The organism is Hymenobacter sp. BRD128 (assembly GCF_013256625.1).
Classification (GTDB): Bacteria; Bacteroidota; Bacteroidia; order Cytophagales; family Hymenobacteraceae; genus Hymenobacter.
Genome location: NZ_CP053908.1, coordinates 1,470,337 through 1,482,099 on the forward strand (window position 1 = coordinate 1,470,337; position 11,763 = coordinate 1,482,099).

15 protein-coding genes and 1 pseudogene are annotated in these 11,763 nt (G+C 60.4%); 13 read left to right on the top strand and 3 right to left on the bottom strand.

Annotated elements, in window-relative coordinates:
- The first annotated feature begins 184 nt into the window (after positions 1 to 184).
- From GKZ68_RS06570 to GKZ68_RS06585, 4 genes and pseudogenes are all read left to right on the top strand, one after another.
- A pseudogene (locus GKZ68_RS06570) lies at positions 185 to 1,131 on the top strand (acetyl-CoA carboxylase carboxyltransferase subunit alpha).
- Positions 1,132 to 1,255: 124 nt separating this feature from the next.
- Complete coding sequence (locus GKZ68_RS06575; RefSeq protein ID WP_173112232.1) at positions 1,256 to 2,104, top strand: MBL fold metallo-hydrolase; 849 nt, start codon at positions 1,256 to 1,258, stop codon at positions 2,102 to 2,104.
- Between the two features lie 21 nt (positions 2,105 to 2,125).
- Positions 2,126 to 2,953, top strand: a complete 828-nt coding sequence (locus tag GKZ68_RS06580; RefSeq protein ID WP_173112235.1) for a patatin-like phospholipase family protein — start codon at positions 2,126 to 2,128, stop codon at positions 2,951 to 2,953.
- A gap of 30 nt (positions 2,954 to 2,983) precedes the next feature.
- Complete coding sequence (locus GKZ68_RS06585; RefSeq protein ID WP_173112237.1) at positions 2,984 to 3,556, top strand: 1-acyl-sn-glycerol-3-phosphate acyltransferase; 573 nt, start codon at positions 2,984 to 2,986, stop codon at positions 3,554 to 3,556.
- A 147-nt stretch (positions 3,557 to 3,703) separates the two neighbouring features.
- On the opposite strand, the gene GKZ68_RS06590 is transcribed toward GKZ68_RS06585, so the two are convergent.
- Positions 3,704 to 4,378: a DUF4159 domain-containing protein gene (locus GKZ68_RS06590; RefSeq protein WP_173112240.1), complete on the bottom strand. Its 675-nt coding sequence runs from the start codon at positions 4,376 to 4,378 to the stop codon at positions 3,704 to 3,706.
- 154 nt (positions 4,379 to 4,532) lie between these two features.
- Here GKZ68_RS06590 and GKZ68_RS06595 point away from each other — a divergent pair, with 154 nt between their 5' ends.
- Genes GKZ68_RS06595 through GKZ68_RS06615 form a run of 5 tightly spaced genes read left to right on the top strand, consistent with a single transcriptional unit; the run spans position 4,533 to position 7,971 of the window.
- A complete protein-coding gene (locus GKZ68_RS06595; protein ID WP_173112243.1) occupies positions 4,533 to 5,231 on the top strand; it encodes a hypothetical protein in 699 nt (232 codons plus the stop codon).
- Entirely contained in the window at positions 5,228 to 5,395 is a 168-nt protein-coding gene (locus GKZ68_RS06600) for a hypothetical protein (RefSeq protein ID WP_173112246.1), read from the top strand. The genes GKZ68_RS06595 and GKZ68_RS06600 overlap by 4 nt, the downstream gene beginning before the upstream one ends.
- Before the next feature lie 31 nt (positions 5,396 to 5,426).
- Complete coding sequence (locus GKZ68_RS06605; RefSeq protein ID WP_173112249.1) at positions 5,427 to 6,143, top strand: hypothetical protein; 717 nt, start codon at positions 5,427 to 5,429, stop codon at positions 6,141 to 6,143.
- Positions 6,140 to 7,522, top strand: coding sequence for an RtcB family protein (locus GKZ68_RS06610; protein WP_173112252.1), 1,383 nt, complete (start codon positions 6,140 to 6,142; stop codon positions 7,520 to 7,522). The genes GKZ68_RS06605 and GKZ68_RS06610 overlap by 4 nt, the downstream gene beginning before the upstream one ends.
- Entirely contained in the window at positions 7,519 to 7,971 is a 453-nt protein-coding gene (locus GKZ68_RS06615; RefSeq protein WP_173112254.1) for a hypothetical protein, read from the top strand. Before GKZ68_RS06610 ends, GKZ68_RS06615 begins: the two co-directional genes overlap by 4 nt.
- A gap of 9 nt (positions 7,972 to 7,980) precedes the next feature.
- On the opposite strand, the gene GKZ68_RS06620 is transcribed toward GKZ68_RS06615, so the two are convergent.
- The gene (locus GKZ68_RS06620; protein WP_173112256.1) at positions 7,981 to 8,688 is read right to left on the bottom strand and encodes a 16S rRNA (uracil(1498)-N(3))-methyltransferase; all 708 of its coding nucleotides are present in this window, start codon (positions 8,686 to 8,688) and stop codon (positions 7,981 to 7,983) included.
- 144 nt (positions 8,689 to 8,832) lie between these two features.
- On the opposite strand from GKZ68_RS06620, the gene GKZ68_RS06625 reads away from it, so the two are divergent.
- On the top strand, positions 8,833 to 9,180 hold the full coding sequence (locus GKZ68_RS06625) for a hypothetical protein (RefSeq protein WP_173112258.1): 348 nt from the start codon (positions 8,833 to 8,835) through the stop codon (positions 9,178 to 9,180).
- A 67-nt stretch (positions 9,181 to 9,247) separates the two neighbouring features.
- On the opposite strand, the gene GKZ68_RS06630 is transcribed toward GKZ68_RS06625, so the two are convergent.
- Entirely contained in the window at positions 9,248 to 9,655 is a 408-nt protein-coding gene (locus GKZ68_RS06630; protein WP_173112259.1) for a hypothetical protein, read from the bottom strand.
- Positions 9,656 to 9,848: 193 nt separating this feature from the next.
- Between GKZ68_RS06630 and GKZ68_RS06635 the strand changes: the two genes are divergently transcribed.
- The 3 genes from GKZ68_RS06635 to GKZ68_RS06645 are packed head-to-tail and all read left to right on the top strand — an operon-like array spanning position 9,849 to position 11,753.
- The gene (locus GKZ68_RS06635; protein ID WP_173112261.1) at positions 9,849 to 10,664 is read left to right on the top strand and encodes a M48 family metallopeptidase; all 816 of its coding nucleotides are present in this window, start codon (positions 9,849 to 9,851) and stop codon (positions 10,662 to 10,664) included.
- 43 nt (positions 10,665 to 10,707) lie between these two features.
- Positions 10,708 to 11,259, top strand: a complete 552-nt coding sequence (gene xrtX, locus GKZ68_RS06640; protein WP_173112264.1) for an exosortase X — start codon at positions 10,708 to 10,710, stop codon at positions 11,257 to 11,259.
- A complete protein-coding gene (locus GKZ68_RS06645; protein ID WP_173112266.1) occupies positions 11,256 to 11,753 on the top strand; it encodes an XrtX-associated membrane protein in 498 nt (165 codons plus the stop codon). Before xrtX ends, GKZ68_RS06645 begins: the two co-directional genes overlap by 4 nt.
- The last annotated feature ends 10 nt before the right edge of the window (positions 11,754 to 11,763 follow it).

Here is an 11,763-nt window from a genome sequence, read left to right on the forward strand (position 1 = left end):
CTCCCGGCAAACGTTGTAGGTTGTTTTTCAGGCTCATTATTTTGGGGCGGGCTAGCTGCCGGAGTTTGGGTTTACCTTTGCCGCCCGGCATTTAGCGGACCGGCAGCGGGCGCCAGTTGGCGGGTTGCTTCCTGCTATGTCTACCCAATTATTCTTCAGAAAACAGGAACCTCAGACCTGACTTATGCTGCTTGACTTTGAACAACCCATCGCCGCGCTGGAAGGCAAATTGCAGGAAATGCAGAAGCTGGCGGCCGAGAGCGACGTTGATGTAACGGAGGCGGTAGTGGCCCTGGAGGCCAAAATCAATTCCCTCAAAAAGGAAACCTACGCCAACCTCACCCGCTGGCAGCGGGTGCAGCTTTCGCGCCACCCCGAGCGGCCTTACACCCTCGACTACATCGGCGGCATGGCCGACAAATTTGTGGAGCTGCACGGCGACCGCACCGTGGCCGACGACAAGGCGATGGTGGGCGGTTTTGGCGAGCTCGACGGACAGCCGGTGATGTTTATCGGCCAGCAAAAGGGCCATAATACCAAGCAGCGGCAGTTTCGCAACTTCGGCATGCCCAACCCCGAGGGCTACCGCAAGGCCCTGCGCCTGATGAAGCTAGCCGAGAAATTCAACGTGCCCGTGGTGACGCTCATCGACACGCCCGGCGCGTTTCCGGGCCTGGAGGCCGAGGAGCGCGGGCAGGGCGAGGCCATTGCCCGCAACCTGAAGGAGATGTTTATGCTGAAAGTGCCGGTGGTGTGCGTCATCATCGGCGAAGGAGCTAGCGGCGGGGCGCTGGGCATCGCCATCGGTGACCGCGTGCTGATGCTGGAAAATACTTGGTACTCGGTGATTTCGCCTGAGTCGTGCAGCAGCATTTTGTGGCGCTCCTGGGATTACAAGGAGCAGGCCGCTGAGGCGCTTAAGCTCACGGCCACCGACATGCAGCAGGCCGGCCTGGTCGATGGCATTATCGAGGAGCCGCTCGGGGTGCCCACACCAACCCCGAGCAAATGATTGCTACTCTGAAGCAAACGCTCATTGACACGCTCAGGGAGCTGGCCGCGCTGCCCGCCGAGGAGCGCATCTCGCAGCGCATCGACAAGTTTTCGGCGATGGGCGTGGTGGTGGAATAACGTCGGTCATGCGCACTTTGCGACCCGAAGGAAGCATCTGCTCTTGGCTGTTTTCCTCAGATTTACTAAAACTTGCGGCGCTAGCTTGATAAGATGCTTCGCAGGCGCCGCATGACAGTCACGTATGAAAATCCACCCGATTGATACCGGTTTATTTAAGCTCGACGGCGGCGCCATGTTTGGCGTGGTGCCCAAGAGCATGTGGCAAAAGCTGAACCCGCCCGACGCCAACAATATGTGTGCCTGGGCCATGCGCTGTCTGCTCATTGAGGATGGCAACCGGCTGGTGCTCATCGACAACGGCATTGGGGAGAAGCAGGACGAGAAATTTCGAGGCCATTTCTACCTGCACGGCGATGACTCGCTGGAGAGGTCGCTGCAAAAGCTGAGCTTGACGAGCGCCGACGTGACGGACGTTTTCCTTACCCACCTGCACTTCGACCACTGCGGCGGCTCGGTGGTGCGCCGGCCCGATGGCGCGCTGCAAACGGCCTTTGCTAACGCTACCTATTGGAGCAACGAGGCGCACTGGCAGTGGGCCGTGCAGCCCAACGCCCGCGAAAAGGCTAGCTTTTTGCGCGAGAATATTTTGCCCATTCAAGAAAGTGGCCAGCTGAAGTTCATTGACCCTGGCGCCGGGGTGCCCGATGCGCTGCCGCAGTTCAGCGACATTCTGTTTGCCGACGGCCACACCGAAAAAATGATGGTGCCGCTGATGCAGTATAAAGGCCGCACGCTGGCCTACATGGCCGACCTGCTGCCGAGCGCGGCGCACATTCCGCTGCCCTACGTGATGAGCTACGACGTGCGCCCGCTGCTCACGCTAGGCGAGAAGGAAGCCGTGCTGCGCCGCGCCGCCGAGGAAAACTGGGTGCTGCTGCTGGAGCATGACCCTAACCACGAAGCCTGCACGGTGCAGCTCACCGACAAGGGCATCCGCCTGAGCGAAACACTGCGCCTCAGCGAGCTATAAGCTGATTTGCCAGCCATGCCTATGCCGCCAGTTGCTGAGTCGCTCCCCATTACCTTATCGCTAGCCCTATCGGGCGGCGGGGCGCGGGGCATTGCGCACCTGGGCGTGCTGGCGGCGCTCGATGAGCTGGGTTTGCCGGTGGGCCGGCTGGCGGGCGTGAGCTCGGGGGCCATCGCGAGCGCGTTTTACGCGGCGGGCGTGGCACCCCGCGAAGTACTGAAGCTGTTTCAGGCCGTGAACGTGGTGCGGCTCACGCGGCCGATATTCGGCCAGCGCGGCCTGCTGGGGCTAGAGGCCGTGGAGCAATTGCTGGCCCGGCACCTGGGGCCAGGGTTGCGGTTTGAAGACCTGCGCCTGCCGCTGACCCTGGCGGCCACCGACCTGGTGGCGGGCGAAACGGTGTACTTCAGCCAGGGGCCACTGTTGCCGCCGCTGCTGGCTTCGTCGGCAGTGCCGATTATCTACCGGCCGGTCGAGTATCAGGGCAAGCTGCTTGTAGATGGCGGCCTGCTCAATAACCTGCCCGTGGAGCCGCTGCTCACTAGGCCCGGCGGCGCGCCGGTGGTGGGCGTGCACTGCAACCCGCTCAACCGGGAGGCTACCCTGCCCACCCTGCGCCGGGTGCTGGAGCGCACCTTGCAGCTAGCCATCAACTCCAACACTCTGGCCCGGCAGGCGCAGTGCGACCTGCTGCTGGAGCCGCCCGCGCTGCTCAATTACCGCCCGCTCGACTACCGCAAATCCGTCGAACTATTTGACATTGGCTACCGCTACACGCTGAGTCAGGGGGCCGCGCTGCGGGCGCTGCTGCCCGCGGCGGGTGCGGCATCGGCCGCCGTTTCTGGCTAGCTTTGCGGTCTTTCCGCCCTTTTATCGTTTATGGCTGCGCGCAAAACCTCTACGTTCTGGTACTACATCGCTAAGGCAATTTTAGGCGTGGCCGGCTGGAAGCAAACCGGCCAGATTCCGCCCGAAATCAAGAAGTGCATGATGATTGCGGCCCCGCACACCAGCAACTGGGACCTCATCATGGCCCGCGCCGCCTTCTACATTATGGACGTGGACGTGCGCTTCACGGTAAAGAGCGAGTGGACCGAAAACCCCGTGCTAGGCTGGCTGGTAAAGGCCATCGGCGCGCTGCCCGTCAACCGCAGCCGCAACAACAGCCTCGTCGATGGCATGGTGCAGCTCTTTAACCAGCACAATGAGCTCGTTATCCTCATCACGCCCGAAGGCACCCGCGCCTACCAGCCCAAGTGGCGCAAGGGCTTCTACTACGCGGCGCTGGAGGCCGGCGTACCCATCGTGCTAGGCTTCCTCGACTACTCTAAGCGCGAGGCCGGCGTGGGGCCGGTGTTCTGGCCCACCGGCGACTATGAGAAGGACTTAGAAGAAATTAAAGCCTTTTACCGCACTAAAAAAGGCCGCTTCCCGGAGAAGGGCGTGCGGTAGGGCTAGCCGCAAATTCAAAACAAAAAACGTCTGTCATGCTGAGCTTGCCGAAGCATCTCTACTGAACGACACCCTAGCGGTGCGATAGAGATGCTTCGGCAAGCTCAGCATGACAGACGTTTTTATTTTCTATTTAAGATGAAAAAATTAGTCCTGCGTGAGGGCGTAAGCCACCAGATTGGCGCCCATGCGCAGGGCCGCGTCGTGCACGGCAGGGGTGTCTTCGGGATAGGTGCCCACGTCTTCCCAGCCGTTGCCGAGGTCGCACTCGTAGGTGTAGAAGCACACCAGGCGGCCTTTATACACGAGGCCGAAGCCCTGGGGGCGCTTGCCATCGTGCTCGTGCACCTTGGGCAGGCCGCGCGGGAACTGATATTTCTGGTGGTAGATGGGGTGGGAGAAGGGCAGCTCCACGAACTCCAGCTCGGGGAAGACCTTCTTCATCTGGGGGCGGATGAACTTGTCGAGGCCGTAGTTGTCGTCGATGTGCAGGAAGCCGCCGCCGAGCAGGTACTTGCGCAGGTTCTGGGCCTCGGCCTGGGTGAAGCTCACGTTGCCGTGGCCGGTCATGTGCAGGAAGGGGTAGCTGGGCAGCTCGGGCGCGTCGAGCTCCACGGTGGCCTCGTCGGGGGCGATGTTGGTGTGCAGCGCCTGGTTGCAGAAACCGATGAGGTTGGGCAGGCTCGTTTTGTTGGCGTACCAGTCGCCCCCGCCGCCGTAGTGCAGCTTGGCGATTTGGTAGCTGGGCGCGGCGGGCGGCACGGCGGCAGTGGTGGTGAGCAGGAGGCTAGCGGCGAGCGTCAGTAATAAGGATTTTAGCATAATTGCGGGCCGAAGCTTATGTATTCTAGGAATTGCTAATTAGGTTTGCAAGAAAGCGGTGGCAGAGACCAAAGCTACCAGGTAGAGCAAAGACATCTTGCCGAAAATGGTGGTTCAGCCGCGTCAGACTTCTAGCTAAGCCCACTTGTGCCTGATGAGTACGAAACTCAAAAAGCTGCTAGCTGCCTATGAAGCGGAGCGCGCTAGCCTTACCACTGAAATGGAAGAATGCGTGGCCGAGATGGACTATGGAAAAGCTCGTTTATTCTTCAAGACTCTGGCTAGAGTAAATCAACAGCTGCAAACGCTATACAACCTTCAGGATAGTGGGCACGATGAGAAAGAGCAGCTAAGACATTCGATTAAATTTCTGGAAGAAAAAATAATTGGTGAGAAGGAATATATGCGCCGCTACCTTGCTGAGCGCCTAGCCGAAGAAAAAGAGCAGTTAGCGAAGTTCACTCTTGCCGCTGTTTCCAAGCAAACAACTGGTTATTCAGTGCGTAATGTTTTGGGCAAGGTGCTAGCCGGAGAAATTACAAGTTTTATACTGGTGCTTCAGGATTCGCAGCGCCTTAACTGCTACATCAGACTGGTTAGAAAAACACTCATGCTGACAATTCCGGAGGTTCGCCGCCATAAGCAAGAGTGCACGCTAGAGAAGCGACAAATCAAAGCTTTCATGCGGCTGGGCTTTAAGTTGTGTGACGATAAAGATAAACTGATGCTATTTGCACCGTATTCGACCTTAGAAGACGTGCAGGCACTTCAGCATAAGCTAGCCCGCATCACCTTTGATATCTTTTACTTTAAAGACCTTGCGGGCGAAACATTCATCAAATACTACCCATGACCACCGGTAAAGACCTGCTCGCCCTCGGCTTCAAATCGGGCGAATGGTTTAAAGACGCCCTGGCGCACCTCAACGCCCACGGGCTGGAGGGCGCGGCCCGGCTAGCCTACCTCGACACGGTGAAGCAGCAGAACATCGACGCCGTGCAACTCTCGATGCGGTAGGGCATAAAAGCAACGAGAGAAAAGCAAAAAAATGAAGCGGATTAAATCAGTATCGCTACTATCTGGATTGCTGCTTTTCGGCTGCAATCAAACTGGTACGAAGCCAGTTTTGGTAACAGAGAAAAGGGACGCGGGTGCAAAGAGCGACACGAATTCGGCCACTACGAAGGCAACCTTGGCAACAGCGAAAAAAGCAGCAAAGCCGGCGGATGATAAAGAACAAATTCAAACCCTCATCAGGAAAGTTCTTAAGTGGGGCGACTCGCTACAGGTTGGGTTGCTCCCTGGGGTAGTCGATACTAAAAAGAAGGCCATTACCAGCTTAAACCTTAGCACGCACAGGCTAGACCTGGCCAAACTTCGCACAAGCGGTTTGTTTGCGGCCGAGTTTATAGAAAATTACAACAAGGTTATTTTGACGATTGACAAGCGACTTAGAAATGGCACGCAGCGATGGTTAGATGGCGACCAGCCAGACTTTGGCTTTTCTAGAGATGTTAATGCGTGGTGCGGGTGCCAGGATGTGCCTTATGATAAGCCAAATCCCTATGATTTTGTAGAAGTAAACGTGCTTAGCAAAGGCCCGAACACGGTAGAGGCAACGTGGCACTGGGGGAAACTGCCAGTAGACGCCGACCCGGGCTGGAAAGACTTTTCCTATAAATTTAGAGCGGTAAAAGAAAACGGGGAATGGAGAATTACCTACTTGGAAGGGTTTGACTTTACAGAAGCACTTAAACCAACATGACCACCGGCAAAGACCTCCTCGACCTCGGCTTCAAATCGGGCAAGTGGTTTAAAGACGCCCTGGCGCATATCAACGCCCACGGGCTGGAAGGCGCGGTCCGGCTAGCCTACCTCGACACCGTGAAGCCGCCGGCCGAGCTGCCGCTGCGGCCCGCGCCGCTGCCCTACTTCGAGAATATCCGGGCCGAAACGGCCGTGGAGCAGCAGAACATCGACGCCGTGCGGCTCTCGATGCAGCAACTCATGCGCACGCCCACCGTGGTGACGGGCGCCGTGATGCCCGATGCCTGCCCGGCCGGGCCGGTGGGCACCATTCCGGTGGGTGGCGTGGTGGTGGCGCGCCAGGCCATTCACCCCGGTATGCACTCGGCCGACATCTGCTGCTCGGTGATGCTGACCAACCTGGGCCGCCTCGACCCCAAAACGGTGCTCGACGTGGCCCAGCAGGTGACGCACTTCGGGCCGGGCGGGCGGCTGCCCGAGCGCCAGTACGCGCTGCCCGCTGCGTTGCGAGCCGAGTTTGCCGCTAACCCATTTCTAAGCTCCGAGAAAACCCTGAGCCTGGCGCAGGAGCACCTGGGCACGCAGGGCGACGGCAACCACTTCCTGTACGTGGGCACCTCGGCCGCCACCGGCGACACGGTGCTCGTGACGCACCACGGCTCGCGGGGCGTGGGCGCGCGCCTCTACACCGAGGGCATGAAGGTGGCCGAGCGCTTCCGCCAGCAGCTCTCGCCCGAAACCGCCCCGGCCAATGCCTGGCTGCCCGCCGACTCGCCCGAGGGCGAAGCGTACTGGGCGGCGCTCCAGCTCGTGCGCCAGTGGACCAAGCTCAACCACCTCTGCCTGCACGACGATGTGGCCCAGCGCCTGCAAGCGCCGGTGCAGCAGCGCTTCTGGAACGAGCACAACTTCGTGTTTCGGGCTGGCGAGCTGTATTACCACGCCAAGGGCGCCACGCCGCTCGACCCGCAATTTATGCCCGACATCACCGGCCCGCGCATCATTCCGCTGAACATGGCCGAGCCGATTCTCATCGTGGAGGGCGAAACTACCGCCAACAACCTGGGCTTTGCCCCGCACGGCGCGGGCCGCAACCTCAGCCGCACCCGCCACAAGTACAGCAAGGCCAGCAAAACCCAGCAGCAGTGGTTTGACGAAGAAACGCGGGGCATCGACGCTCGCTTTTTCTTCAACGAAATCGACATTTCGGAGCTGCCCAGCGCCTACAAAAACGCCGTCCAGGTGCAGCAGCAGATTGCCGAGTTCCGGCTAGCCCGCACCGTGGACGAGATTCGGCCCTACGGCTGCATCATGGCCGGCGACTGGGAGAAAAACGCCCCCTGGCGCGTGAAGAAGCGGCAGGAGAAGAAGATATGAAATACGTCGTGCCTATTCATCAGCGCCAAGATTTCTACTTGGATAAGCTAATCCAGCAGAAATTTTCCTCATTTTTAATGAGCGACAGCAAGTGGGTGAAACTCCTTGCTACGCTAGTTGCTAACGCAGCTATTATCAGAGAATGCTTGGTTAAGCCAATATGGGAAGAGCAAGAGCCCACTAGGCACTTGCTATTTGATGAGAATACCTACTATGACTTTGACTACTATGCTAGCGCAATGGAGTCGATGGTATCTGGAAACCCGAGAGGCTGGTATGCTTACAAAGAGATAGAATGGCTGGATTTCCCTCGCTTTATAACGACGAAAGGGAAGGCTGAACCTGTCTCCCAAGATTTAGAAGCCATTGAGTTGCTGCTCAGTAAAGTGGGTCAATTCCAGTTGGAATTAACTGAGGAAAACCTAAGGCTCTACGCTTACCTGAAATAGTAGGAATTGCTAAAGCTCCCGCACGACCTGCGCCGTGAACACGGCGGCCAGCGCGGCCGTTTCGGTGCGCAGGCGCGCGCTGCCGAGCGTGACGGGCCGCACGCCCCGGCTCAGCGCCAGCTCAATTTCGGCGGGGGAGAAGTCGCCCTCGGGGCCGATGAGCACGCAGCAGCGCGGCGCGGCCCCGATAACCTGGGCCAGGGCCGTGCGCTCGCCGGCTTCGAGGTGGGCGATGAAGGTGGTGGCGGGGTCGATTTCGGCGATAAACTTGTCGAAGTCGATTAATTCATCAAGCTGCGGCAGATAGGCCTGGCCGCTCTGCTTGAGGGCGCTGACGGCGATTTTCTCCAGGCGCTCGAGCTTAAGGTCGCGGCGCTCGGAGCGGGCGCAGCGCAGGAAGCTGAGGCGCTCGATGCCGACTTCCACGGCTTTTTCGACGAGCCACTCCATGCGGTCGAGGTTTTTGGTGGGCGCCACGGCCACGTGGGTGTAGGTGGGGCGCGGGGGCCGCAGCTCGTGGCCGGTGAGGCGCAGGGTGCAGCGCTTGGGGTTGGCATCTTCGACCACGGTGGTGGCCAGGGTGCCGTGGCCATCGACGAGCAGCACGGGGGCGCCGAGGGCTAGCCGCAGCACGCGCACGGCGTGCTTGCTTTCCTCCTCGGAGAGCAGGTAGGTGGGCTGGTCGGGGCGCAGGTCGGGGGCGAAGCAGGTGAGCATAGGAGGGCGAAGCGGGCCGCGAAGGTAGGGCGGCTGCCGAGGCAGGAAAATAAGCCAAATTGGAACTATCGAGCCGCGAAGCTAGGTTTGGCCTACAAACTGGTAGAATTTCAAGAACTACCTGCACATTCTCTTCATCACCCTATGAACACAACTTCTTTCCGCCTGCTACCGCTAGCCCTGCTGCTGGCGTTTTCGGGCAAGGCGCAAACCACGCCGCCCCAAACTCCCACTGAGCTGACCCGCGAAATGAGCAGCCGCCTGCAGCTCAACGAAGGCCAGTTTGTGAAGCTTCTGACGCTGAACCGCACCCGGCAGCTGCGCCAGCAAGAGATTGAGCAGGCCACCAAAAGCGACCTGACGGCCCGCAGCGGCCAGCTCGCCGAGCTACAATCGCAGTACGAGCTGGAGTGCGGCCGTATTATGTCGCCCTCGCAGCTAAGCCAGCTGCAGCAAGATGAAAACCAAAGTACTACTGCGGGCGGCGGCTAGCCTCATTCAGCGCTGACTACCTTAAAAAAGCCGGCCGGAAGTATTCCGGCCGGCTTTTTTAAGGTAGTCAGCGCTGCGGCACGGGGTCGGATTGTACTTCCGTGACGGTGCCGAGCGGCCCGAAGTGAATGCTCAGGCGCGGGCCGGCGGAGTGGGGGCGACGCGGGCCGCACTGCGGGCCGGGCATCAGGTAGTAGTGGTAAGCTTTCTCCGTGTTGGCGAGCAATTCTTCCTCGTCGGGCGGGCCTAGCAGGGTGGTGACGTCGTTGGCACGGGCCTCGTAGAGGCGGGGGCGGGCGGCCAGCAGCGGCGGCAGCAGGGCCGCTCGGCGCCCGGCGCAGGCATAGCGGTCGGCGCGCCAGGCGGGCGCTGCAAAACCCGGAATATCGGGCAGCGCGTGGCCGCAGCCGGCCAGCAGCGGGGCCGCCAGCAGCAGCCAGCGCGGGCGCAAGAAATAAGGTGCGAGCAAAGTCATGGGAAGCAGCTGCCCGGCGCGGATGGCCGGGCCAGCGGGAACGAAGCTAGGGCGGAAAAAGGACATCGACCGGGTGGCCCTGGCGCCCCGGTATAACCTAGCCCGCCCGGCCCCGTTACAGACCCCATTCGGCCGGGCCTGGCTTGCAGAGGGCTGGTGCCCGGTTTTCTTCACTCTTCCCTTCTTTCTGACCATGCGCCTAAATCTTCGCGTTATTATTGGCCTTGTTATCGCAGTCGTTACGCTGCTGGGCTATTTCTTCAATACCTCGACTAATCCCGTCACGGGCCAGAAGCAGCACGTGAACATGACGGCCGACCAGGAAATAGCCCTGGGTGTGCAGGCTGCCCCCCAAATGGAGCAGCAATACGGCGGCGAAAGCCGCGACCCCCGCGCCACGGCCGCCGTGCAGCAGGTGGGCCAGCGCATTGTCGAGGCCAACGGCCTGACCCAAAAAACCCAGTACCAGTACCGCTTCCACCTGCTGGCCGACGACCAGACTATCAATGCCTTTGCCCTGCCCGGCGGGCAGGTATTTATTACGCAGGGCTTGCTTAAAAACCTGACCAGCGAAGCCCAGCTAGCCGGCGTGCTGGCCCACGAGGTAGGCCACGTCGTGGCCCGCCACTCGGCCGAGCAGGTAGCCCAGAGCCAGCTTACGCAGGGCCTCACCGGCGCCGCCGCCATTGCGGCCTACGACCCTAATAGCCCCGGCAGCAGCGCCGCCCGCGCCGCCGCCGCCGCGATGGTGGCCAAGCTCGTGAGCCTGCGCTTCAGCCGCAACGACGAGCTGGAGGCCGATAAGTTTGCCGTTAAATTCACGCCCCAGGCTGGCTTCGACCCCCGCGCCATGATAAACGTGATGCAGATGCTCGAAAAACAGGCCGGCGGCAGCAACCCGCCCGAGTTTCTGAGCACGCACCCCAACCCCGGCAACCGCATCGAAGAGCTGCAAAAAGACATTCAGGAAGTTTATCCTCAGGGTATTCCGGGCGGCCTGAAGCCGTAGTGGGCTAGCGGCAGCTTGGCGCGGGCCGGATATATTTGTGCCTATGCTTCCTCACCTCACGCCCAATGCCCCATCCCGCTGGGACCGGCTAGCCCCGCGCTGGCAATTTTTGCTCGTAGCCGCTGGCTTATACCTGGTCTGGCTGATTGGCTACGAAGGCTTTATCGGACCCGACGGCCGGCTCGACACCTGGCTATCGACCAATATTGCAGCGGCCAGCGCGGGGCTGCTGCGCTTGTTAGGTTTCACCGCCAGCACGGCACCCAACTCGCTGCTGCTGATGGATGGTCGCCCCGCCGTGATAGTGGGCGCGCCCTGCGATGGGCTGGTGCTCTACGCCTTGTTTGCGGGGTTTATCGTGGCATTTCCAGGTCCGCCGCGGCCCAAGCTGTGGTTTATTCCGCTGGGTGTCCTGGCGCTGTATCTGCTTAATATCGTGCGGGTAGGAGCCCTGGCCCTCAATCAGCACTACGCCCACCGGTCAGTTGATTTCAACCACCACTATACGTTCAGCTTCGTGGTGTATGCCTTTATTTGCCTGCTCTGGGTGCAGTGGGTGCGCTGGTATGGCTTGCCCGCTGCCACCGACGCATGAGCCCGCAGTTTTCGCGTGCCGGCCAGTCCCTCACGCCCGCTCGCTGGCTGCTGGCGGCGGCGCTGGTTCTGGTTTTGTTTCTGTTGGGGATAGAATCCGATACCGTCTTTGCGGCGCTCACGCGCGCCTGGCAGACTCTATTCGAACTGGCAGGCCTGGGAAGCTGGCTGGCGCGCATGCAGCACGGCACCAGTAGCCTGGTTACCACGCGCAGCCTGCCGGCTGTGGTCACCTATAGCCTGCTCTACGTGGGCCTGTGCCTGCTGCTGCTGCACGTGCTGCTGCGCGACGGCCAGCGCACCCGCTGGGCCGCGCAGGTCTACTTGGGGCTGCTGGGGCTCTACATCATCCTGATGCTGGTGGGGCGGCTGGGTGGCAATGCATCCGGAGTGTATAACCTGGGGCGGCGCATCATCGATTTTATCGTGTCGCCGCTGCCGGTTATGATTTTATTGCCAGTGCTCTGGCCTGGCACCCGGCGGTTTTTCGACTGACTTAAGCTAG